19 protein-coding genes are annotated in these 24,056 nt (G+C 64.8%); 12 read left to right on the top strand and 7 right to left on the bottom strand.

Features of this window, described 5'->3' with window-relative positions; genetic code table 11:
- Positions 1 to 64 precede the first annotated feature (64 nt).
- On the bottom strand, positions 65 to 1,282 hold the full coding sequence (locus ACFULT_RS01515; protein ID WP_378480429.1) for an esterase/lipase family protein: 1,218 nt from the start codon (positions 1,280 to 1,282) through the stop codon (positions 65 to 67).
- A gap of 255 nt (positions 1,283 to 1,537) precedes the next feature.
- A complete protein-coding gene (locus ACFULT_RS01510) occupies positions 1,538 to 2,377 on the bottom strand; it encodes a LysR family transcriptional regulator (protein WP_037109917.1) in 840 nt (279 codons plus the stop codon).
- Between the two features lie 84 nt (positions 2,378 to 2,461).
- On the opposite strand from ACFULT_RS01510, the gene ACFULT_RS01505 reads away from it, so the two are divergent.
- Positions 2,462 to 3,478 (top strand): bile acid:sodium symporter family protein, encoded by a 1,017-nt coding sequence (locus tag ACFULT_RS01505; RefSeq protein ID WP_037141018.1) that lies wholly within the window; start codon positions 2,462 to 2,464, stop codon positions 3,476 to 3,478.
- Positions 3,479 to 3,499: 21 nt separating this feature from the next.
- Positions 3,500 to 4,903 (top strand): glutamate decarboxylase, encoded by a 1,404-nt coding sequence (locus tag ACFULT_RS01500; protein WP_052059256.1) that lies wholly within the window; start codon positions 3,500 to 3,502, stop codon positions 4,901 to 4,903.
- A 4-nt stretch (positions 4,904 to 4,907) separates the two neighbouring features.
- Here ACFULT_RS01500 and ACFULT_RS01495 read toward each other — a convergent pair whose 3' ends face one another.
- The gene (locus tag ACFULT_RS01495) at positions 4,908 to 5,516 is read right to left on the bottom strand and encodes a YqgE/AlgH family protein (protein WP_037109920.1); all 609 of its coding nucleotides are present in this window, start codon (positions 5,514 to 5,516) and stop codon (positions 4,908 to 4,910) included.
- A 47-nt stretch (positions 5,517 to 5,563) separates the two neighbouring features.
- Positions 5,564 to 6,271, bottom strand: coding sequence for a TetR/AcrR family transcriptional regulator (locus ACFULT_RS01490; protein ID WP_094720132.1), 708 nt, complete (start codon positions 6,269 to 6,271; stop codon positions 5,564 to 5,566).
- A gap of 148 nt (positions 6,272 to 6,419) precedes the next feature.
- On the opposite strand from ACFULT_RS01490, the gene ACFULT_RS01485 reads away from it, so the two are divergent.
- Together ACFULT_RS01485 and ACFULT_RS01480 are read left to right on the top strand one after the other, a co-directional pair.
- Entirely contained in the window at positions 6,420 to 7,352 is a 933-nt protein-coding gene (locus ACFULT_RS01485; RefSeq protein ID WP_378480428.1) for an NAD-dependent epimerase/dehydratase family protein, read from the top strand.
- 25 nt (positions 7,353 to 7,377) lie between these two features.
- A complete protein-coding gene (locus tag ACFULT_RS01480) occupies positions 7,378 to 8,661 on the top strand; it encodes an MFS transporter (protein WP_037140877.1) in 1,284 nt (427 codons plus the stop codon).
- A gap of 49 nt (positions 8,662 to 8,710) precedes the next feature.
- Here the strand turns inward: ACFULT_RS01480 and ACFULT_RS01475 are convergent, their stop codons facing one another.
- Positions 8,711 to 10,180, bottom strand: a complete 1,470-nt coding sequence (locus ACFULT_RS01475; RefSeq protein ID WP_037109929.1) for a CCA tRNA nucleotidyltransferase — start codon at positions 10,178 to 10,180, stop codon at positions 8,711 to 8,713.
- 142 nt (positions 10,181 to 10,322) lie between these two features.
- Here ACFULT_RS01475 and ACFULT_RS01470 point away from each other — a divergent pair, with 142 nt between their 5' ends.
- From ACFULT_RS01470 to ACFULT_RS01435, 8 genes are all read left to right on the top strand, one after another.
- Positions 10,323 to 10,886: an NUDIX hydrolase gene (locus ACFULT_RS01470; protein ID WP_037109932.1), complete on the top strand. Its 564-nt coding sequence runs from the start codon at positions 10,323 to 10,325 to the stop codon at positions 10,884 to 10,886.
- Positions 10,886 to 13,291: a DUF6049 family protein gene (locus ACFULT_RS01465; RefSeq protein WP_378480427.1), complete on the top strand. Its 2,406-nt coding sequence runs from the start codon at positions 10,886 to 10,888 to the stop codon at positions 13,289 to 13,291. Before ACFULT_RS01470 ends, ACFULT_RS01465 begins: the two co-directional genes overlap by 1 nt.
- Positions 13,288 to 17,505, top strand: a complete 4,218-nt coding sequence (locus ACFULT_RS01460) for a lipid II flippase MurJ (protein WP_378480426.1) — start codon at positions 13,288 to 13,290, stop codon at positions 17,503 to 17,505. The genes ACFULT_RS01465 and ACFULT_RS01460 overlap by 4 nt, the downstream gene beginning before the upstream one ends.
- A 123-nt stretch (positions 17,506 to 17,628) precedes the next feature.
- Positions 17,629 to 18,219, top strand: coding sequence for an RNA polymerase sigma factor SigM (gene sigM, locus ACFULT_RS01455; RefSeq protein ID WP_051104895.1), 591 nt, complete (start codon positions 17,629 to 17,631; stop codon positions 18,217 to 18,219).
- Between the two features lie 57 nt (positions 18,220 to 18,276).
- Positions 18,277 to 19,047 (top strand): hypothetical protein, encoded by a 771-nt coding sequence (locus ACFULT_RS01450; RefSeq protein ID WP_378480425.1) that lies wholly within the window; start codon positions 18,277 to 18,279, stop codon positions 19,045 to 19,047.
- Positions 19,048 to 19,156: 109 nt separating this feature from the next.
- Positions 19,157 to 20,146 (top strand): thioredoxin-disulfide reductase, encoded by a 990-nt coding sequence (gene trxB / locus ACFULT_RS01445; protein WP_037109938.1) that lies wholly within the window; start codon positions 19,157 to 19,159, stop codon positions 20,144 to 20,146.
- Between the two features lie 48 nt (positions 20,147 to 20,194).
- Entirely contained in the window at positions 20,195 to 20,527 is a 333-nt protein-coding gene (trxA, locus tag ACFULT_RS01440) for a thioredoxin (protein WP_037109940.1), read from the top strand.
- Between the two features lie 231 nt (positions 20,528 to 20,758).
- Positions 20,759 to 21,949, top strand: a complete 1,191-nt coding sequence (locus tag ACFULT_RS01435; protein ID WP_037109942.1) for an N-acetylmuramoyl-L-alanine amidase — start codon at positions 20,759 to 20,761, stop codon at positions 21,947 to 21,949.
- Positions 21,950 to 22,045: 96 nt separating this feature from the next.
- Here ACFULT_RS01435 and ACFULT_RS01430 read toward each other — a convergent pair whose 3' ends face one another.
- Positions 22,046 to 22,732 carry a GNAT family N-acetyltransferase gene (locus ACFULT_RS01430; RefSeq protein WP_378480424.1) on the bottom strand — a complete coding sequence of 229 codons (687 nt, stop codon included), beginning with the start codon at positions 22,730 to 22,732 and terminating at the stop codon, positions 22,046 to 22,048.
- A gap of 276 nt (positions 22,733 to 23,008) precedes the next feature.
- Complete coding sequence (locus ACFULT_RS01425; protein WP_378480423.1) at positions 23,009 to 24,052, bottom strand: ParB/RepB/Spo0J family partition protein; 1,044 nt, start codon at positions 24,050 to 24,052, stop codon at positions 23,009 to 23,011.
- Between the last annotated feature and the right edge of the window lie 4 nt (positions 24,053 to 24,056).

Genomic DNA, 24,056 nt, shown 5'->3' with positions numbered 1-24,056 from the left:
ACGTCCACCGCAGAAAGCCCGGACTCCACCGTGGGAGTCCGGGCTGGTTCCGATTACTGCTGGTCTAGCCTCCTGTCACGGGAGCGTTCCATACACACGGAACCTCGCTGACCGGGAAGCCCTCCGGATCGAGTGCGTTCTTGATGTATCCGATCGATCGCGGCGACACCGACATCGACAGATGGTCGGAGAGGTCGATACCGCAACCGTCCTGCAACAGAACGTTGTTCACCGTGGCATCGGGACCGGCTTCGAGGAACGTCGTCCGGAACGGAGTGACCACCTCGTCGAACCGAGTGGCGATGGCCGTGTAGTCGACACCGCGTTCGGTGTCGCCGCCCGCCGTCAATGCCTTGATGAGGTCGGAGTCGATGACTTGGTCCGACGCCGCGGGCCCGGCGACAGCACCCACGAGCCCCAGCACGTTCAAGCCGAGATTGTTGATGGTCCGCCCCAGAGTTCCGATTCCGACAAGTGTTGTCCCGTGGTTCGACCCACCGAGGCTGACGATCTTGCCGACCTTGTTCTTGCTCGGATCCGACGGATCGGCACCGCCTTCGAATCGCATGTACTGACGAGACGCCAGGCTGCCCTGGGAATGACCGACGATGTCGACCTGTTCCGCGCCGGTCCGTTCGAGGACCGCATCGATGTAGAAGGCAATCTCCTTGGCGCTCTCGGTGATCGGGCCCGTGCCTCGCAGTGCCTTCACGTGTCCGAGTGCGCTCGAATCCTTGTCACCGGTGTTCGGGGCGAAGACACAGTAGCCCTCCGCCTTCAATGCCGGGGAGATTCGAGCGAAGTTGTTGTACGCGTTCTCCCATGTTCCATGGAGCAGGACAACGGGATTGGGGTGCTCCTCGGTCGGCTTGCAGTTCCAATCGTTGGCACCCGGCGGTGCGACGTCCGGCTTGACGATGCTGTACAGGAAACCAGCAAGGAAGTTCTTCTGCTCCGGCCCGTATCCGACCGTCTCGGTCTCCGGATCGTCGGTGACTCGGGCAGGCGACGCGTCCGCGATGTCGGGCTTCTCGATGCCCTGCTCTTCTGCCTTCGGCCGTTCCGCCTCCGACCCTTCGGGAGGAATGACCTCCGTTCCGTCTTCGCTGATCGTCGCGGGCAGTGCCGTCGCCGACGGCACTGCCGAGTCGGTGGGTTCGGTTGGCTCGGCAGGCTGCGCAGAGGCAACCGACAGGCCGGCGAACATGACGGCCGCGGACAACGCCGCGATGCTCGTCATGCCTCGTGCTCGGCCTCGTAGTCGTGAATGGTCGATCGACATCGACCGAGAGTGTTGAACCATGCGCGTCCCTTTTCTTCTTCGGCATCGCTGGCGAGAAGGCGTGACTCGATTGCAGCGCGATGCTGTTTGCTGAATCACAGAGGACAGTAGGAGTGGTAACGGTCACTGACTACAGCCGAGCCCGACGTCTGGAAACGCGGTCACCCGGCGACCGCGACGGTTGGGTCCAGTCACAACCCGGTCACACCCCCGACGCCGTCAGTGGCCCAGCCGCAGTCAGTGGCCCAGCCGCCGTCAGTGGCCCAGCCGCGTCATGATCGCCTCGCGTAACGCCGCGCGAGGCGATCTCGCCCGGTCCTTCGTCAGCAGCACGAACTCGATACCTCCGAGGTCAGGAAGATCCTGACCGTCCAAAGCCACCACGCCTTCGGGGAGCGTCGACTCCGCGTGCACCAGGTATCCGAGCCCCGCCTGGACGGCCGCACGCAACCCCAGCTCGCTGTCCGTGACGCAGGTGAACCGCCAGCCCCTACCCTCACGACCGAGTGCAGCCAACGCCGCGGACCGCGTGATGCTCGGGGGTGGATACGTCACGAACGGCACCGGGCCCGGTTCCACCCGCGTTCCCGGAATGCCCGCCCAGACCAACCGATCTGCCCACACCAGATCACCGTGCGTCTCACCTGGACGACGCTTCCCGAAGACCAGGTCCAGCTCGCCGCCGTCGAACTTGGACCGCAACGTCTCGCTCAGCCCGACGGTCAGCTCGAGGTCGACGCCGGGATGCGCGCGACGAAAGTCGTAGAGGACGTGCGGCAACTCGGTGGAGACCAGGTCGTCGGACACCCCGAGCCGGAGCCTGCCCGCCAACGGGGCTTCGGCGAAATAGTGCTCTGCCTCGGCGGTTGCATCGAGGATCGAACGGGCGAACCCGATCATGGCGGTGCCGTCGGCCGTCAGCTCCATGTTCCTGGTGTCGCGAAGGAACAACTCGCGCCCGACGGCCTTCTCCAGTCGCGTGATGTGGCCGCTGACCGTCGACTGACGCAGGCCCAGCAGATCACCGCCCGCTGTGAAGCCACCTTCCCGTTCGACAGCGAGGAAGGTTCGAAGCAGAATCGGATCGAGATTCACCCGTCGTTCCTATCACGATTCACGTTCACAGTTAACGCAGCTATCGACTTTCGTGATCAATTGGCGCACGATATCGTGAGCCAAGTGAACTTTCTGCGGCAGATCCGGCCCGACGGCTTCGTCCTGAGCATCATCGCGATCGCGGTACTGGCCAGCATCTTCCCAGCGTCCGGCACCTCGGAAACCGTCCTCACCTGGGTCACCCGAGTCGCTATCGGACTGCTGTTCCTGATCTACGGCGCGCGCCTGTCCCCGCAGGAAGCATGGCACGGCGTCAAACACTGGCGACTCCACTCCGTCGTGCTGGCCACCACGTACCTCGTGTTTCCTCTCGTCGGACTGGCTCTGCGCGTCCTCGAACCGACCGTCGTCACAGCGGACCTCTACACCGGCATCCTGTTCATGTGCCTCGTGCCGTCGACGGTTCAGTCCTCCATCGCCTTCACCTCGATCGCACGCGGCAACGTCGCCGGAGCCGTCGTCAGTGCGTCATTCTCCAACCTCATCGGCGTCTTCGTGACACCCCTGCTGGTAATCCTGTTGGTGAACACCACCGGGGACGCACACGTCGACGCATCGTCGATCGTGAGTATCTGCGCCCAGTTGCTCCTGCCCTTCCTCCTCGGGCAAGCCCTCCGACCGCTCGTGAAGGGATGGCTCACACGCCATTCCGGACCGACGAAGATCGTCGACCGCGGTTCCATCCTGCTCGTGGTCTACGCCGCGTTCAGCGAAAGCATGAACCAGAACGTCTGGTCGTCCGTGTCTCCACCGCAGATCGTTGCGGTCGTAGTGGTCTGCATCGTCGTCCTCGCGCTGATTCTGGCGTTCACGTACTGGATCGGCCGCGCCATCGGCTTTCCCGTCGAAGACCGGATCGTTCTGTTGTTCTGCGGTTCCAAGAAGAGCCTGGCGAGCGGACTACCCATGGCTTCGGTCCTCTTCGTCGGCGGGCCCGTCGGCCTGATCGTGCTTCCTCTGCTTCTGTTCCACCAGATTCAGCTGATGGTGTGTGCCGTGCTCGCCCAGCGATACGCGCGACAAGCAGATGCTCGGCAATCGCCTGACAAGGATGATGCGCAATCAGCCCTGGCGGATTAGCGTCGGCACCACAGACGACGAATGTGGAGGATCGACGTGCGGAAAGAGTTGTCGAAGCCAGGCAAACACCCAGGCGGAGTCATCGCCGCGGCATACACCGGGAGACTCGCCACCGATCCCATCCCCGCACTGCGACTCCCCGACGAGCAACTGGATCCTGAAGCGGCGTACCGATTCATTCACGACGAACTGATGCTCGACGGCTCCTCCCGACTCAACCTCGCGACGTTCGTCACGACCTGGATGGACCCGCAGGCCGAGAAGCTGATGGCCGAGACGTTCGACAAGAACATGATCGACAAGGACGAGTACCCGGCAACGGCGTCGATCGAGGAACGCTGCGTCAACATGGTCGCGGATCTGTTCCACGCGCCCGGACTCGACCCGGAGGATTCCAAGTCCGCGACGGGAGTGTCGACGATCGGATCGAGCGAAGCGGTCATGCTCGCAGGCCTCGCCCTGAAATGGCGGTGGCGCGAAGGCCGCACCGACACCTCGCGTCCGAATCTCGTTCTGGGAAGCAATGTTCAGGTCGTGTGGGAGAAGTTCTGCCGCTACTTCGACGTCGAACCCAAGTACCTGCCCGTCGAACCGGGGCGATACGTCATCACCCCGGAGCAGGTTCGAGATGCCGTCGACGACAACACCATCGGCGTCGTGGCGATCCTCGGAACCACCTTCACCGGCGAACTCGAGCCTGTGGAGGAGATCTGCGCGATGCTCGATTCCGTCGCAGCGTCCGGTGGACCCGACGTCCCCGTCCACGTCGACGCGGCCAGCGGCGGGTTCGTCGTACCGTTCCTTCATCCCCACCTCGAATGGGACTTCCGTCTACCGCGGGTGAAATCCATCAACGCCAGTGGGCACAAGTACGGACTGACCTATCCTGGAATCGGTTTCGCGGTGTGGCGGACACGCGAGGACCTGCCCGAGGACCTGGTGTTCCGGGTCAACTACCTCGGCGGCGACATGCCTACCTTCACCCTCAACTTCTCCCGCCCCGGCAACCAGGTGATCGGCCAGTACTACAACTTCCTCCGGCTCGGACGCTCCGGATACAGCGACATCATGCACGCACTGCGCGATACCGCTGTTCGCGTCGCCGGCCACCTGTCCGAGCATCCCGCGTTCCACGTCATCACCGACGGCAGCGCCATCCCCGTCGTCGCATTCGAACTCACCGGCGACCGTGAATACACCGTGTTCGACATCTCCCACGAACTACGCGCACGCGGCTGGCAGGTTCCCGCGTACACGATGCCGGACAACGCCACCGGAGTAGCCGTGCTCCGCATCGTCGTGCGAGAGGGATTCAGCGCAGACCTTGGCAGGCTGCTGTGCGGCGCCATCGCCGAAGTGATCGATCAACTCGACTCATCGGCCGCGGGAGGTGGACACTCGTCGGCCACCCACTTCGCGCACTGACTCCTCAATTGCGGTCGACGTCGATCGGGTGCGAGGCGAGCATCGCCAGCGGCAGAGGTTGACGACGCAGCACGTGGGCCCACAGATCGATCTTCGGTGGACCGATGACATCGGAGGCGAGGGCGGAGACGACCATCCAGTCGTCCCGCTCCAGCTCGCCCTCCAGCTGCCCGAGCGTCCACCCGGAATACCCCGCGAAGATGCGAACGCCCTCGACGTGCGGCGCGATGTCGGAGGGATCCGAATCCAAGTCCACCATGACGACCCGACCGTCGACGCGGCGCACCCCGGCGATTCCGTCGATGTCCACCCCCGTCCTGACCGTCGCCAGACAGAGAGCGGAATCCCTCTTCACCGGACCGCCCACGTACAAGGCCTTCGGCCGCGCCGCGAGATCGGTCCACTGAGGTAACACGTTCTGGACCGCGGTGTCGCTCGGCCGATTGATCACGACACCGAGGCTGCCTGCGTCGTTGTGCTCGATGACGTACACGACAGTGCGTCGGAACGTGGGCTCGACCAGCTCGATCGACGACACCAACAAGCTCCCCGGTCGCACCGATTGCGGGGCCGGTGCCGTCTGGTCTTCGGGTTCTTCCGCATGCGCCGCCATGCAAGACATTGTGGCACCGCGCACCTACGGATGTAACGCAAGGAACCTCAGATGTTGTTCGGCGCCCCACCGAAACCCGAGAGCTCGGCCAGGCTCGCCAATTGGTACTCGAACAACGCATCTCGGCTGCTGAAGGTATCCGACCCGTACTGATCGAACACATCGAAGCTGACCGCACCGAACAGCGCCGCCCACACCAGAACTCCGCGAGCGATCACCTCGTCGGACATTTCCGTTCCCATTTCGTTACGAACGTCCGTGAAATTCTGGCTCAACGCAGTCAACGACACAGGCGCCGAACGTTCCGCCAGCGTTCCCGCGGCCCACGCCTCATCGAAAATCGACACGAGCTTGACGATCACCCTCGTACCCGGGCCTGTCGTCTGCTCGGCCGGAGCGTTGTAACCGGGCACCGGACTTCCGAACAACAGCGCATACCGAGCCGGTTCCCGCAGCCCCCACCCACGGACCGCACGACCGAGTGCGAGGAACTTCTCGAGTGGACCGGACACCTCGTCGACAGCGTCGTCCACGACGTCGCCGAGCTCGGTGTATGCGTCGACGACGAGCAGAGTCAGCAGCTCGTCGCGGCTCTTGACGTACCGATACACCGCCGACGACACGACACCCAGATCCCTGGCCACCGCGCGTAGAGACAACGCCGCCGCACCGTCGGCAGCCAAATGCTCCCGTCCGATACGGGTGATGTCGGCGAGAGTCTGTTGTCTCGCTCGCGCGCGGGGCGTGGTCGGCATGAATTCACACTATCGGCCCGGCGGATGTGTATTCGTCGGCAAATCCGCCACAGCGCAACCGAGAGCACTGCTCTTGCTTTCTCAGGCGAACAGGCGCACACTGGAGGAAACAGAGAGCAGTGCTCACATTTCGAACGAGGGAGACACCATGAACCAGCTACACGTCGTCATCGGCGCCGGACCGGTCGGTTGGACGATCGCAGAACAGCTTGCCGCACAGGGACATTCGGTACGGATCCTCACCCGGTCCGGATCGGGCCCGGATCACCCGGCCGTCGAACGTCGCCGCGTGAACATCGAGACCGACGACCTGACTGGCGAGTTCGCAGGTGCCACAGCCATTTATCTCTGCACTCACGTCGCATACGAATTCAAGGTCTGGCGCGAGAAACTCCCCGCGATGGAACGACGGGTGCTCGACGCCGCCGCCGGAACCGTCGTCGTCTTCCCCGAAAGTCTGTACTCCTACGGCAAGACCGACGGCCCCATCCGAGAGGACAGCCCGCGCACGGCAACTCACCGCAAACTCGGCGTCCGAACCCTCCTGTTGGCCGCCCGAGACACCCACCGCACCCCGACCGTCAGCGTCGCCGCATCGGACTTCTACGGTCCTCGCGTGAGGACGTCGCACATGGGCGCACGAATCATCCCCAAGGTCACGGCAGGCAAATCCGTCAGCGTCATCGCCGAAGCCGACGTACCCCACTCCTTCACCTACGTACCGGACTTCGCCGCAGCGATGATCGTCGCCGGAGCAAGGAAAGACCTGTGGAACACGTTCCTGCACGCCCCCACCGCACCTGCCGTCACGCAACGACGCATGATCGAGCTCTTCGCCGACGCCGCCCGAGTACCCGCACCCACCGTCACCGCGATACCGGCATGGATCGTCCGGACACTGGGCGTCGTACCCGGGCAGATGAAAGAGCTGAGCGACACGCTGTACCAGTTCCAGTACCCCTACGTCCTGGACAGCACGCGCAGCGACACACTCCTCGGCCTTCGTCCGACCCCGCTCGACGACGGCGCGGCAGCCACCGTCGCGTGGTGGAACGCCGAGGAGCTGACGTCGACCTCGTAAAGTACGTCAGGCTAAAGTTCAGCGAGTGAGCGAGACGACATTCCTGGCGCGATTGCGCGATTCGCCAGGCGCAGGCAAGCTCACCGCCATCCGTTTCGCAGGCCAGTTCGGCGACGGACTGTTCCAAGCCGCACTCAGCGGCGCCATCCTGTTCAACCCCGAGCGAGAATCGAATCCGGCTGCCATCGCAGCCGGATTCGCCGTCCTCCTCGTCCCGTACTCCGTCATCGGCCCGTTCGCAGGCGCCATGCTGGACCGCTGGGATCGCCGCGCAGTCGTTCTGTGGGCCAACGTACTTCGCATCATCCTCATCGCCGTCACCGCAACCCTGCTCTGTGCAGGCGGCGGTGAGACACCACTGCTCCTGCTTGCCCTCACCACCGTCGGACTCAGCAGATTCGTCCTCGCCGGCGTCTCGGCGTCGCTCCCACACGTCGTACGAACCGAATGGCTCGTACCCATGAACTCCCTCCTCGCCACCATCGGTTCCGGCTTCGCCGCCGCCGGGGCGGGCGCAGCCGTCGGAATCATCGGATACGTCGGTGCCGGGGACTTCGGTTCCGGAATTGCCGTTGCCGCAGCAGCGTCCGGCTCGCTCGTGGGGACCGTCGCCGCCGCGCGATTCGCGCCCAGGTCCCTGGGCCCGGAGACACTCCCCGAGCGTGGTGACCACGGGGCGATGAAGGCTGCGGTGGACATCGCCCACGGACTCAAATCCGGTGCCGTGGCCGTCTGGCGATCACCGACGGTCACCGCCGCCATGACCGGCATCGGCGCCCACCGAATCGTGTTCGGCGTCGACACCCTCGTCATGGTTCTCATCCTGCGCGAAACCACGTCGAGTTCCCTGCCCGGTGGACTCGCCGGATTCGGTATAGCCGTCGGCGCCACGGCAGCCGGAATGTTCGTCGCTGCCCTGCTGACGCCGTTCGTTCTTCCGCGTTTCGGCCGTGTTCGCTCGATCATGGTGGCTCTCGCGGCCGCCGCGATCGTCCAGGTCACGTTCATCAACACCCTCACCCAGACGAGCCTGCTCATCGGCGCGTTCCTGCTCGGGGTCGCGGGCCAGACGATCAAGCTCACCGGTGACGCATCGATGCAGACCGAAATCGACGACGATCACCGCGGTCGCGTGTTCGCTCTGCAGGACACCGTGTTCAACATCTTCTTCGTCGCAGCCCTGGCCGTCGCGGCGTTCGCCGTCGGTCCAGCCACTACCGATCTGGCCGGTGAATCCTCAGCCCACGTCGTCGTTCTGGCTGGGGCCGCGGTGTACCTGGTGGGTTTGGTGGCGATACTGCGCAGGTGAGTGGAAATGCAGGCCCTGGCCTACGGCTCGAGACCGCCTACATTTCCACTCACAGGTCGCTTTTCCACCAGGCCAGCAGTTCTTTCTCCGCTTCCTCGCGGGGGAGAGGACCGCGGTCGAGCCTGAGCTCCTTCAGAAACTTCCACGCCTTGCCCACCTGTGGACCCGCCGGGATATCGAGAAGCTCCATGATGGCGTTGCCGTCGAGGTCGGGGCGAACCCGCGCCAAGTCCTCCTGGGCGGCCAGGGCGGCTATCCGCTCCTCCAGATCGTCGTAGGTGGCCTGCAGAGCGGCCGCCCGACGCTTGTTCCGCGTCGTGCTGTCGGCGCGAACCAGCTTGTGCAACTTGGGAAGTAGCTCGCCGGCATCGGTCGCGTAGCGGCGCACGGCCGAGTCCGTCCACTGACCTTTGCCGTACCCGTGGAAGCGCAGATGCAGGAACACCAGCTGGGACACGTCGTCGATCATCTTCTTGGAGTACTTCAGCGCGCGCATCCGCTTGCGCACCATCTTCGAGCCGACCACCTCGTGGTGATGGAAGCTGACGCCTCCGCCCGGCTCGTGGCGGCGAGTGTCCGGCTTCCCGATGTCGTGAAGCAGTGCTGCCCAGCGCAATACGAGGTCCGGATCGCCATCCTCGAGCTCGATCGCCTGCTTCAACACCGTCAGTGAATGCCAGTAGACATCCTTGTGTTGGTGATGCTCGTCGATCTCGAGCTTCATCGCAGGCACCTCGGGAAGCACGTACCCGGCCAGTCCCGTCTCGCACATCACGTCGACACCCTCGAGCGGGAACTCACCGAGGATCAGCTTGTCCAACTCCACCTGAACACGCTCGGCTGTGATGCGTTCGATCTGACCGGCCATCTCCGTGATCGCCTGATGCACGCGCGGCATCAGCGCGAACCCGAGCTGCGACACGAACCGCGCGCCGCGAAGCATCCGCAGTGGGTCGTCGTTGAACGACTTCTCCGGGGTCGACGGTGTGTCCAGCAGCCCCTCGAGCAGCGCGTCCATGCCGCCGAGAGGGTCGACGAACTCCTGCGAGCCATCAGCGCCGAGACGAACGGCCATCGCGTTGACGGTGAAATCACGACGAACCAGATCCTCTTCCAGGCTGGTGCCGTACCTGACTTCGGGATTACGCGAGACCTGGTCGTAGGAGTCGGTGCGGAACGTGGTGATCTCGACCAGCTGATCGCCCTTCGCCGCACTGATCGTGCCGAACGCGATGCCGGTGTCCCACTGATTGTCGGCCCACCCGGTCAGGAGCCGCTGGACGACCTCCGGCCTGGCGTCGGTCGTGAAGTCGAGGTCCGTACCGAGGCGGCCCAGCACGGCGTCGCGCACACTGCCGCCGACCAGGAACAATTCATGCCCCTCGGCCGCGAACCTCATGGCCAGTGGCGTCAGGATGCCGGACAGGTCTTTCAACGACACGGCGGCCGACGCCAGCAGTCTCGCGCGACGGTCGGCGGACACGTCGGGCTGCTGGGGGACAGGAGACTTCTCGGCCACGTCGACAGAGCCTATTAGCAGGCGGTCCGACCGGGGGAAGGGCCCCACGTGAACAGGCTCGGTATGGGCGCGAGTGGAGCCTGCGGAATGAGCTCGGTATGGCAGCCCGAAGCATTGGTTCTTTCCCTCTAGTATTGGTTGGGTGTCTGCTGGCGAACGTGCGAACAGGAGCCGCCGCAACCCGCGGCGGCGGAATTCGCGTGTCGAGACGGACAAACCGCGGCTTCGAACGGTTCGGGAAACGTCTGCCGGTGGGTTGGTGGTGGATGGGCTCGACGGCCCGCCTGCGCAGCGTTGCGCGGCGTTGATCGGCAGAACGGATCGTCGGGGCCGGTTGTTGTGGTCGCTGCCGAAGGGGCATATCGAGCAGGGTGAGACGGCGGAGCAGACGGCGATGCGTGAGGTCGCCGAGGAGACCGGTATCCAGGGTTCGGTGTTGGCGTCGCTGGGGAGTATCGATTACTGGTTCGTGACGGAGGGCCGTCGCGTCCACAAGACCGTGCACCATTATTTGCTGAGGTTTCTGGGTGGTGAACTCTCCGACGAGGACGTCGAGGTCACCGAAGTGGCGTGGGTTCCGCTGAGTGAACTGAACTCGCGGTTGGCGTACGCGGACGAGCGCAAGTTGGCGGCCATCGCCAGCCGCCTGATAGACGGCATGAGCGGCGAGACGAACGACCCCGAAACGCCCGTCGGCAAGCAGTGATGGCGCTACGTTCCAGGATCACTGCAGCGACGTCGGTGCTCGTTCTCGGTGCATCGCTGCTGCTGGGGACCGGTGTTGCTGCTGCGCAGGATCCAGCCGCGCAGGATCCAGCCGCGCAGGATCCATCAGGGGGTTCGCAGAGCGAGGACGGGACCGTCACGTATCAGTCGTCGGCGTCCGATCTTCCTCGGACGACGCGCGGTACTCAGTTTCTCGAGATGTCGATCGACGCGGTTGCTCCCGGGACGGTGACGACGACGAGCGAGCCGTTCGTGACGGTGCGCGCCACTGTCCGCAACACCGGGGACCGCCGGGTCGACGACATCAGCGTCCGTATGCAGAGCGCGGACGCCGTGGACTCGCCGGACGAGCTTCGGACGACACTGTCGTTGGATCAACAGGAGTACGCCGACGTCGGTGAATTCCAGGTTGTCGCGGACAGTCTCGAGCAGGGCGCCACCGCTCAGTTCACGGTGTCGATGCCGCTGCGCGGGACGCAGTCTCCGTCGTTGGGTATCGACCGCCCCGGCGTGTATCCGCTGCTCCTCAACGCCAACGGAACGCCGGAGTACGGCGGAACGGCGCGGCTCGACGACGCCCGCTTCCTGCTCCCGGTCACCGGGGTTCCACGTGATCCGACAGTGCCGGACCCGATGGCTCCCGACGCTGTCCCGCTGCCGCCGAGCACCGCGGACCCGGTAGCGACGACGGTTCTGTGGCCGTTGGCGGACAAACCTCGCCTCGCGGCGGGCATTCCGGGTTCGATCGACGACAGGGTTCGGCTCGTCGACGACGATCTTGCGGCTGAGTTGGCGCCCGGGGGACGGCTCGATCAACTTCTGGAGGCAGTGGAGTCGGCGACCGCGTCGGACGTCGATCCCGGCGGCAAGCTCGCACAGAGCCTCTGTATCGCGGTGGATCCGGACCTGCTAGTCACCGTCTCCAACATGACGCGCGGATACCTCGTCGTCGCCGATCCCGCCGATCCTTCGGGACCGAGCAGGGAAGGCACCGGTCGCGACGCAGCGACGGCGTGGTTGTCGCGACTCGAGACCCTCACCGAATCGATGTGCGTGACAGCGCTGCCGTTCGCGCAGGTGGATCTGGACACGCTGGGCAACGTCGGCGACGCCTCGTTGGCGTCGACCGCCCTCGAGTCGCCGGCCGAAGTGGTCGACGCGATCCTCGGCGTGACGTCGGTACGCGGTGTGGTGTGGAGTTCGACGGGTCAACTCGGTGAGGCAGGCGCGGCGACGGTGCGGTCGATCGGCCAACGCACCGCTCTTGTCGCCGACAACAGCATCGCTCCCGGAGCCGCAGGGGCCGTGGCTCGCGTCGTGGGAGACACCACGGTCGCGGCCGAACTGAACGCGACCGTGTTCGACGGCCCGACGGCGACGGCCCTGGCCGGCGTCGGGACGGATCCGTCGACGCCGCGTTTCACGCCCGACGACCAGCGGTACGACCTGGCCGGGGATTCGCGGACCGCTCGCCTGCAGGATGCGCTCGGCGCGGTGACGTACCACGCGTTGACGCCGCCCGACGGCTCTCCGCGAGCTCTGACCATCGCTCCGCCTCAGTACTGGACGGCAGGCGGCGACGAACCCGATGCGATTCTCGGCACGGTGTCCTCGCTGCTCCGGACCGGTCTGGCGACGCCGCGCCCGTTCACCGAGCTGGCCGAGGAGCAACCGACCGGGCTGCCCGTCGAGACCGTCACGACGAGTGTGAGCGATCGGGACCGGAACCTCGAGGATCGCATTCGTGCACAGAGCAAACGCATCGAGGCGCTGCGTGGATCCCTCGTCGAGGACCCTCAATCGGTGTTGACTCCGCGCCGGTTCACCGCACCGCTGCGCGAGGACCTGTTGCGTGCGATCGGGACCGCCGACCGGTCGGTGGACCCGATCGCCGCGTCGAACATGTCCCGGATCCGAATGGACACCTCGGAGGCCGGACTGAACGCCATCTTCGAAGCCGTGACGGTTCTGGCTCCCGGCGGCGTCTACACCCTGGCGTCCGAGCAGAGCCCGCTGCTGCTGGTCGCCCGTAACGATCTCCCGATCGGGGTCAACGTTCGGCTGAAGGTCGACGCTCCCCCCGAGATGACCGTCAGCGACGTCGGAGCAATGGCGCTACCGGCGCGCGGAAGTCGAACGATCACCGTGCCCGCCCAGGTCGACGACAGCAGAAACCTCGCCGTCGACTTCTCCTTGACCACTCTCGACGGCCAACAATTGGGCGAAGCGTCCACGGTATCCGTACGGTCGAACGCGTACGGACAGGCGTTGGCGATCATCACCGCCTGCGCCGGGGTCCTTCTGTTGCTGCTCGCCGGCCGCAGATTGTGGCATCGGTTCAAGGGTCAGCCGGATCCTGCAGACGAAGGGTACGAACGACCATGACGGGTAGCGACTTCCCGTATTCGGGAAACTTGCCCTACAAGGGAACGCCGCCCGCCGGCGGTCCTCGCGAACGGCTGCCCGCATCCCAGGTTTTCCGACGCACCGAGCCGCCGCGGCCTGCGCCGTGGGAACGCGACGGACGGGCCGCGGCACCGCCTCGGGAGATGCGAAGCTACCCGGCACCGCCGTCACCCGACGGTGGCCCTGCCCCGGACAACTCGGTCACCCAGCTGATCCCGCGATTCCGCGACGAGGACTATCCGCAGCCCCCTCCGCCGGAGGCGGCACCGCCGCAGATCGACGAGCCGAAACCGCAGAAGAGCCTGCTCGCCGCCACCGGTTCTATCGCCGTGGCGACGCTCGTCAGCCGCATCACCGGCTTCTTCAAGCAGATGATCATGCTGGCGATCCTCGGCGGAGCCATTGCGAGTTCGTTCACCGCCGCCACGATCCTGCCGAACATGATCTCGGAGTTGGTGCTCGGCGCAGTCCTCACCGCGATCGTCGTACCGGTCCTCGTCCGGGCCGAGATGGAGGATCCCGACCGGGGTGCGTCCTTCATCCGTCGACTCTTCACGTTGGCGTTCACGATGCTGTTCGTCGTATCGGTCGCCGCGACGATCAGCGCGCCGCTTCTCTCGCGCGTGCTGATCAAGGACGACGCCAAGGTCAGCAGTGAACTGACCACCGCGCTGTCCTATCTGGTTCTCCCCGCGATCCTCTTCTACGGACTGTCCGGCCTGCTGACGGCCGTGCTGAACACACGACAGAACTTCCGTCCCGGTGCATGGGCACCCGTGTGGAACAACCTGATCGTCCTCGGTGTCTTCTCCCTCTACTTCTTCGTCCCGGGCGAGATCACCCTGAACCCGGTCGAGATGAGCGATCCGCACATCCTCATCCTGGGTCTCGGCGTCACCGCCGGTGTCGTGACGCAGGTCGCGGCCCTGATCCCGGCGTTGCGGCGCGAGAAGATCGACCTACGACCACTGTGGGGGTTCGACGCCCGCCTCAAGGCCTTCGGTGGGATGGCCGCCGCCATCGTCCTCTACGTCGTCATCAGCCAGCTCGGGCTGGTGTTCGCGACGAACATCTCCTCCAGCGCCGACGAAGCAGGCCCGGCGATCTACTCGCAGGCCTGGATCCTGCTGCAACTGCCGTACGGCATCCTCGGCGTCACGGTGCTGACGGCCATCATGCCGAGATTGAGCCGCAACGCCGCCAACGGTGACACACCGGCCGTCGTCGACGACCTGTCCGTCGCGACCCGATTGACGCTGGTTGCCCTGGTACCGATCGTGGTGTTCCTGACCTTCACCGGCCCGTGGGTCGGCGAAGCACTGTTCGGTTTCGGCAACTTCAAGGACGAGGCACCGCGACTGGGCGAAGCGGTGAGCTGGTCGGCCTTCACCCTCATCCCGTACGCACTGGTCCTGATCCACCTCCGTGTGTTCTACGCCCGTGAACAGGCATGGACACCGACCTGGATCATCCTCGGCATCACCGGAATCAAGATCGCCCTGTCCGCGCTCGCCCCGGTCGTCGCCAGCTCGGACGAGCAGGTGGTGCTCTGGTTGGGTGTCGCCAACGGCATCGGATTCGTCGTCGGCGCCTGCATCGGCGGATTTCTGCTGCACCGCAGCCTCGGAAATCTCCGCATGGCGAACGTCGGCAAGACGGTCTGGATGGTTCTGATCGCGTCGGCCGCAGGCGGGACGGCGATGCTCGCCATCGACCGAATTACCGATCTCGGTGGCCTCACCGAACCGTTCGGCATGATCGGTGCCATCGTCCGCGTCGGCATCTGCGCCGTGCTGATGCTCGGCATCACCTTCGGAATCCTGTGGTTCGGACGCATCCCGGAAGTCCTGGCCGTCACCGTCGCCATCCGCAGAATCCTCGACCGCGTCCTGAAGAGGTCAGCGCCCGCTCCCGAACCCGTCGTCCCAGCACATCCCGATTCCATACCGGTCGTCAGTTCTGTTTCTGCATGGGACACTGCACCCGACCGACTCCCGTACCCTGGACGTCGGCGGACCGGGACGCCATCCCCGTCGCGCCTGCCTGAACCTGGCGGGCGCATGGGGCTACCCGGGGCATACACGCGTGAAGGAGTGAGAGTGACCGACGACGAAGTGGCTGGGGGGCCGGCCGAGTCCGCGAAAAAGGGCGGCGACCGAGCACAAGGCGGCGTGGAGGTGGACGAGCGGCAGGCCGCATCGTCGGACTCCACCGAGCCGACCACAGCAACGTCGTCCGACAGCACTGCCACAGCCAAGCTCCCGGTGGACAAGCCCGCCGGTGACAAGACTGCTTCCGACAAAGCTGCTTCCGACAAGACTGCTTCCGACAAGACTGCCGGCGACAAGACTGCCGGCGAGAAGACGTCTCTGATCAAGGGTGCGACCGCGGCCAAGTCGGCCGCGCCTGATGCCGCCGACCCTGCGACGTCCAAGACACCTGCTTCGAAGGCACCGCAGGCCGCGGCAGCCGATTCCGAAACAGCCTCCACGGCTCCCGGCGCAGCCGAAAAATCCACGTCCGCAGCGGGCGCGCAATCGGCCGACAAGGCCCCAGCCCCAGCCAAGGACGCCCCGGCCAAGGACGCTCCAGCCAAGGGGGCTCCGCCGGCCGAGGCGACGCCGGTGAAGGCCGGTGCCCCGACCGAGAACCCGCGTTCGCTCCGCGGTCCGAAGCTGATCCCCGGCGCTTCGGTTGCCGGTGGCCGGTATCGACTGCTGGCACCGCACGGCGGCGCACGTGGCCTCAAGTTCTGGCAGGCGCACGACGTCAAGCTGGACCGTGAGGTCGCGTTGACGTTCGTCGATTCGGAGCAGCAGTCGACCGACGTCTCGGTGGACCGCCCCGAGGGCCCACAGGCCATCCTGTCCCGCACATTGCGCCTCGGCCGCATCAACTCTCCCGGCCTGGCACGCGTGCTCGACGTCGTGCGTGGAAGCTCCGGCGGAATCGTCGTCGCCGAGTGGACTCCGGGTCGCTCGCTCCGCGAGATGGCGGACACCGTTCCGTCGCCGACGGGGGCGGCACGGGCCATCAAGGCATTGGCTGCGGCGGCCGAAGCTGCGCACCGCAGCGGCGGCGCACTGTCTATCGACCATCCGGACCGCGTCCGTATCAGTACCAGCGGCAACGCCGTTCTGGCGTTCCCGGCAACGTTGGCCGACGCTGATCCAGGTTCGGACGTCCGTGGTCTCGGCGCGATGTTGTACGCGTTGATCACGGCGCGCTGGCCCCTCGTCGACGCCGCGTCCGGCGGGCAGCCGCGATCGGTCGGCGGCATGAAGCCCGCAGACCGCGACTCGAACGGAAACGCCGTCGAGCCACGCCGAGTCCGTTCGGACGTGCCGTTCGAGATTTCCGCGGTGGCAGTGCGAGCACTCGAGCAGAACAGTGGCATCAGAACCGCAGCGACGGTTCAACACGTCCTCGACCAGGCAGCCGTCGTCAACGACAAGACCGATCTGATGCCCGCACTGAGGCTCGGACAGCGAGCACCCGGCGCATCGGGCCATTCGCTCGCGGATCCGGAGGAGATGGCGGCGCAGAAAGAGCGATCCCGCCGCACCAACATCGCCTTGGCGGTGCTGGGCGTTCTCACGGTGGTCGTGCTCGGATTCGCGGGGTACTGGCTGTTCACGTTCATCGCGGGCGGTAGCTCGGACGAGCCGCTGACATCTCAGGAAGCCCTCGGTCTGACCACCGAGGAGACAGCACCGCCCGCACCGGGTGCGCCCGCGCCTGCAGCCCCGGCGTCGAGCCCGGTGGCTATCGATTCGGTAGAGGTGTTCTCGCCGCAGGGCAGCGCGGACAACGCCGGTTCGGCATCCAACGCCATCGACGGGGACCAGTCGACCGTCTGGGCGACGGACTCCTACTTCCAGCCGTTCCCGTCGCTCAAGGACGGTGTGGGCTTGATTGCGACGCTGCCGTCGTCACAGGTGCTCACCAGCGCGTTCGTCAATTCTCCGTCACCGGGAACGGTCGTCGAGATCAGATCCGCACCCAGCGATTCGCCGAGTCTGAGCGACACCACCGTGATCGGTCAGGCAACACTGGGTAGCGGAGTGACCGATATTCCACTACAGGTCAGCGAGCCCACGAGCCACGTTCTGCTGTGGATCACCGGGTTGAGCTCGGACAGTGGTCGTAATCAGTCGTCGATCGCGGACTTCGGGTTCACGGCGCAATCCTGACCAACGGTCTGCGGGATCTCCTCTCACCTGCAGAATGCTTGAATTCGACAACGTTTCGTACTCCGCGGTCTCTATGGCTTAGGCTCTCCAACAATGCGGTAACACGGGGGGAGCCGTTTTCGTATGGGGAGTGCAGATCTAAGCGGCGTCGGGGATGTTCTGAGCGGGCGTTCCGACGTGGAGTTGTTGGCTGCGCACGTTGCAGGCGACGAGCGGGCGTTCACGACACTCGTGCATCGGCACCACGAGCATCTGTGGATGACGGCGCGGCGGACCAGCTACACCACCGAGGATGCCGCCGACGCCTTGCAGGAAGCGCTGCTGTCCGCGCACCGGACCGCAGCGTCGTTCCGAGCGGATGCTGCCGTACGTAGTTGGCTGCACAAGATCGTCGTCAACGCCTGCCTCGATCGAATCCGTCGGAACCGCTCGCGGCCGACCGTCCCGCTGCCCGAGGGTGACTCCGCCGAACTGCCGGACGTCCGCGACCAGATGTCCGCGGTCGAAACGTCGATCGAGGTGCACAACGCGCTGATGGAGTTGGCCCCGGAACAACGTGCGGCGGTCGTGGCGGTGGACATGGAGGGATACTCGGTGTCCGACGCGGCCCGGATACTCGGTGTTCCGACAGGAACCGTCAAGAGCCGGTGTGCCCGGGGACGATTGAAGCTCGCGGGGCTTCTCGACTTTCTGCGCGAGGAGGGGAACCGATAACCAGGGCGGTGCGTCTTACAGTGTGTAGGACCGAATCATGCGTGGAAGGAGATCGGCATGACTTCATCCGACGCCGGTCTTCTGGAGCCTCCGTACTCGCCGGATCTCCTGGCCGATCTCCATGCAGGCGTTCTTCCGGATGCAGTGAGCGAGCAACTGTGGCCACTCGTCCGGCAGGACCCGGATGCGGTCCGAATTCTCGACGCACTCGACGCCGTCACCGAGCGGTTGGCCACCGCAGGCCGTGAACTCACCGCGGGCGAGCCGATGCCTCCCGAGGTCGCGGAACGTATCGATCGCGCACTCACGGCCGCACCCCCGGTACAGGCTCGGGCAGTCACCTCCTCGGCGCAGAACCGAGCGCCGATTCGGCTCGCATCACGCCGTCGCAGGTCACGGACCGTGCTGGCGGCCGGGATTGCAGCGTCGGTCGTGGTGGTGTCGGTAGTCGCGGCTGCAGTAGTGACGGCAACATCGGACAATTCGGGCGTCGTCGACGGCGGTTACGCGGATGATCTTCGAGCGGAGGCACCCACGTTGGTGCTGACCTCCGACGACCTGAACAACTCCCTCGCCTTCGACGTCATGGCGACGCGCGGGCGAAACGACGTTACCGATGCGGGCAATCTTCGCGAATGCCTGATCGCCAACGGCTTTCGCTCGAACAGTACGGTGCTCGGGTCTGCGCCCGTGGAACTCGACGGCAGGCGGGGAGTGATGCTGGTGATCGCTACCGCCTCGGCTGCCGACGGCATGGTCCTGTTGGCCGTCGGACCGGACTGCGGTGCGAACAATCCGGCCACGTTGGTTCGACGCGACATCGAGTGACTGGTCCGATACGAGCGGGAACAACACCCCTTACCCTGGTGTTGTCACACACGTCTGAAGTTCACTTGCTTCACGCGATTGCTACCCGAACATCTATCGGAAGGTCCGCATGACTACGCCCAAGGTTCACGACCTCATCATCGTCGGCTCGGGACCGGCCGGCTACACCGCTGGTGTCTACGCAGCCCGGGCCGAGCTCGAGCCGCTGCTGTTCGAGGGCACCCAGTTCGGTGGCGCATTGATGACCACCACCGAGGTGGAGAACTTTCCCGGTTTCCGGGAAGGAATCATGGGACCGGACCTCATGGAGCAGATGCGCGAGCAGGCCAAGCGCTTCGGTGCCGACATCCGCACCGAGGACGTCGAGGAACTCGACCTGACCGGCGAGATCAAGACCGTGTCCGCGAACGGCGAGACCTACCAGGCGCGTGCCGTCATCCTCGCGATGGGCGCAGCCGCCCGCTACCTGGGCATTCCCGGAGAAGAGAAGTTGCTGGGCCGCGGCGTCAGCGCCTGCGCCACCTGCGACGGCTTCTTCTTCCGCGACCAGGACATCGCCGTCATCGGCGGTGGGGACTCCGCGATGGAGGAAGCGACATTCCTCACTCGATTCGCGCGTAGTGTCACGATCGTCCATCGCCGCAGCGAATTCCGTGCGTCACGCATCATGCTCGAACGTGCGAAGAAGAACGACAAGATCCGCTTCCTCACCGACACCAAGGTCAACGAAGTTCTCGGTGATACATCCGTCACCGGCCTGGTCGTCGAAGACGCGCGCACCGGCGAGACCAGCACCCTCGACGTCACGGGATTGTTCGTCGCCATCGGCCACGATCCCCGCAGCGAACTCGTCAAGGGCCAGGTCGACCTGGACGACGAGGGCTACGTCAAGGTCGCCTCGCCGTCGTCGGCAACGTCGCTGCCCGGTGTTTTCGCCGCTGGAGATCTCGTCGACCACGTGTACCAGCAGGCCATCACCGCAGCCGGTACCGGATGCACCGCCTCGATCGATGCCGAGCGTTGGCTCGCGGAGCAGGGTGACATCACCAGCAATACGCTCGAGCACGCTGACCAGCCGGTCGACGCTGTTTCCGCCTGATCGACCCTGCCTCACCTAGTTGTCCCAACCCTCAGGAGCACACAGAATATGTCCGATGACAAGAAGACCGTCACCATCACCGATGCGTCGTTCGCCGACGACGTGCTGACCAGCGAAAAGCCGGTTCTCGTCGACTTCTGGGCGACTTGGTGCGGACCGTGCAAGATGGTCGCCCCGGTCCTCGAGGAGATCGCCGCCGAGCACTCCGACAAGCTCACTATCGCAAAGCTGGACATCGACGCCAACCCGCAGGCCGCGCGCGATTTCAAGGTGATGTCCATCCCGACGCTCATTCTCTTCCAGGGTGGTAAGCCCGTGAAGCAGATCGTCGGCGCCAAGGGCAAGGCAGCACTGCTCAAGGACCTCGACGCCGTTCTGTAGCGAGCACGCGGTAGTACCGCATCCAGGCCCGACTGCGACGGTCGCTCGTCAGGCTCCGTTCGGGCGTGGATTGCGGTCCGTCGGCTACTTTCTGCGACAATCGTCTGATGCGCCGACGCAGTGTCGGCACATCGACTGTTGTTCGTCGGCGTCGTAGCCACCGGTGGTCACCGTTCCTCCGGAATGCGATGCGGCCGACGATCAGCGTTCTTCAGCAGGAGGTCTTGGGGTATGCACCGACTCGGTCACGGCGACAGCGGTCCCGCCGTCGCAGAGGTACGGAGCACGCTGGTTTCTCTCGGATTCCTGCTGGATACCGCGTCGCCCACCACTGATGACGCGCTGCACTGGAGTGCACCCACCTCGGAGTTCGACTCGTCGCTCGATGGTGCTGTCCGTGCGTTCCAGCAACACCGCGGCCTGCTGGTCGACGGCATCGTGGGCCCCGCGACGTACCGCTCCCTCAAGGAAGCGTCCTACCGGCTCGGCGCTCGCACTTTGATCTACCAGTTGTCGGCGCCGCTGTACGGCGACGATGTCGCGACCCTCCAGACTCGTCTACAGGATCTGGGTTTCTACAGCGAACGTGTCGACGGATACTTCGGTCCCAAGACACACGAGGGTCTGTCCTCGTTCCAGCGTGAGATCGGCCTGTCTCCCGACGGCATCTGCGGGCCCGCCACACTGCGTTCCCTCGAGTTGCTGGGTGCACGCGTCACGGGTGGATCCCCACACGCCATCAGCGAAGAAGAGTTGGTACGGCAGTCCGGCCCACAGCTGACCGGCAAGCGTATCGTCATCGACCCCGATCTAGGCGGAGCGGATACCGGTCTGATCGTCGACGGCTTGTACGGCCGAATCTCCGAAGCCGAAATTCTGTGGGACGTGGCAAGCCGCCTCGAGGGCCGCATGGCGGCAACCGGTATGGAGACGTTCCTCTCGAGGGCGCGCGGCACCAATCCCAGTGTCGCCGAACGCGCCGAGACCTCCAACGCCTTCAATGCCGACCTGATGATTTCGCTTCGATGTGCGTCGAGTTCCAGCACCGCCGCCAACGGCGTCGCCAGCTTCCACTTCGGTAACTCGCACGGTTCCACCTCGCTCATCGGCCAGGTCCTCACCGGTTACATCCAACGTGAAATCGTGGCTCGCACACCACTTCTCGATTGCCGTAGCCACGGCCGCACATGGGATCTGTTGCGGCTCACCAACATGCCCACCGTTCAGGTGGACCTCGGCTACCTCACCAACTCGGCGGACGTAGCAGTCCTCGGTGATCCTCGCTCACGCGACATCATCGCCGAAGCAATCCTGATCGCGGTCAAGCGTCTCTACCTACTCGGACAGGACGATCAACCGACGGGCACCTTCACGTTCGCGGAGCTCTTGGCCGAAGAACTGGCCGCAGCCGACAGGCGCTGACAAAACCAGCCGACAGGCGCTGACACACCAGCGACAAAGCCAGCCGGCGGGCAGATGTCGACGGGATTTGTCACCGGGGTTTGTCAGCGGGGTTTGTCAGCGGACTCCGACGGGCGTCTTGTGCTCGATTTCCACCATCGTCAGGCTCGCTGCGATGAGGAGCTGCTCGAGCGCCGATTCGACGTCTTCCTTCCAACCGTGGTCACGGTCGAGCTCGAGGCGAAGGCGAGGGTAACGGTGATGAGGCGCAACAACTTCGAAACCCGTTTTTTCGAGGAAATCCGCGTCGATCATGCACGTGGCCTCCGTGCACACCAACGACGCCGATGCTCTCGGCCCCTGCACCTCGTCGTCGTCGGTGCGTCGTAGGCCGAACGCCTCGAGTGCCCGCACGCCGCGGTTGACCAGATCTGCGACGACAGCTTGAATCAGCGCTGCCGAGTTTCCTTCGCTGTCGACGTCGGATTCGGTTCGGAGGGTTGTCAACAGTACGGCGTCGGCACTTACCGGCGACGTCGGAAATTTCGATGCCCGGGGAACGGCACTCGGAGGGGCGTACAGGGCACAGCCCGCTGTTGCACCGTCGAGTGTGAGCAGTTGTCCACAGGATCCCCACTCGAGCATGATCATCGACAACCATGCTTCGTTCTCGAGCTCGAGGTCTACGGCACCGTCATCTGCTTTGTCGGTAGCTGGATCGAGTACCCAGAAGCGGCACCGCCGTGTGTGGGTAGGTAGTCGATCGAAGGAGTCCAACGTGACTCCCGTGACGAGCGGCGACACTGCTTACCTCAGCTTCCAAGCCTAGAACCTTCGGCGTCCCGCACAGAACATCGGGAACGCTCGTCAAGAATATGCGATCGATCTGCCCGTCGCGCCTCATGTAGCGGGCGCCGAGCCGACCGACCTCGTCCGGTCACACCTGGAATCGAAGTGTCCGCTGTAAAGTTCTGCACTGCAGTACTTTTCACGTTCTCGACGTACATCCTCGTCCGATCTTCAAGCACTTACGTCACCGTGACGTAATGGCCGTGTGTGTCTGTACCTGAATTTTCGCGGCTACTTCTTCTTCTGATTTTCCATCATCTCGACGATGCGCTGAAGATCGTCGACCGAGCCGAACTCGACCACAATCTTCCCTTTTTTCTTACCGAGGCTCACCGTAACTCGGGTGTCGAACGAATCGGAGAGCCGATCCGCGACATCCTGGAGCCCCGGCATCTGAATCGGCTTCCGCCGCGGAGCAGGATTCGGACCCGAACTGTCCTCCCGATTTGCGAGAGTGACCGCTTCCTCCGTCGCTCGGACGGACATGCCTTCCGCGACGATCCGCGCCGCGAGAGCCTCCTGGGCGTCGGACCCAGCGTCGAGTGACAGCAATGCACGCGCATGGCCGGCAGACAGAACACCCGCTGCGACGCGACGTTGCACCGCGATCGGCAGCTTGAGAAGACGAATCATGTTGGTGACAACCGGCCGAGATCGGCCGATCTTGGCCGCCAATTCCTCGTGCGTGACGTCGAATTCTTCGAGGAGTTGCTGATACGCCGCGGCCTCCTCGAGCGGATTGAGTTGAACGCGGTGAATGTTCTCGAGCAGGGCGTCGCGCAACATCGCGTCATCCGCGGTCTCCCGAACGATCGCCGGGATGGACTCCAAGCCCGCTTCCTGGCTCGCGCGCCACCGACGCTCGCCCATCACGAGCTCGTACTTACCGCCTTCGAGCGTGCGTACGACGATCGGTTGCATCAACCCGAATTCACGGATCGAGTGGACCAGTTCAGCGAGCGCCTCGTCGTCGAAGACGCTGCGGGGCTGCTTCGGGTTCGGCTGAATCAGCCCAGGAGGAATCTCGCGGTACACCGCACCCGCGGGGGAGAGGTCCTCGTCGGAACTCCGCACCGGCGGTGTCGGCGTGGGCGCCGACGCCACCTCTTCGGCCGATCCTGCGGCGGCCGGCTTCGGTTTGGCACGCGTCGCCGAGTTGTCCTTACCGATCACGACGTCCGCTGCCGCGTTGCCGAGCCGAGGTCCTGCGTCCGGTCCGGTGGGAATCAGTGCGGCCAGTCCGCGGCCCAAACCGCCTTTACGTGTCTGACTCATAGTT

Origin of the sequence: Rhodococcus sp. NPDC057297 (genome assembly GCF_042667435.1) — a bacterium.
Classification (GTDB): domain Bacteria; phylum Actinomycetota; class Actinomycetes; order Mycobacteriales; family Mycobacteriaceae; genus Rhodococcoides.
This window is presented reverse-complemented; position numbering and strand designations above follow the sequence as displayed.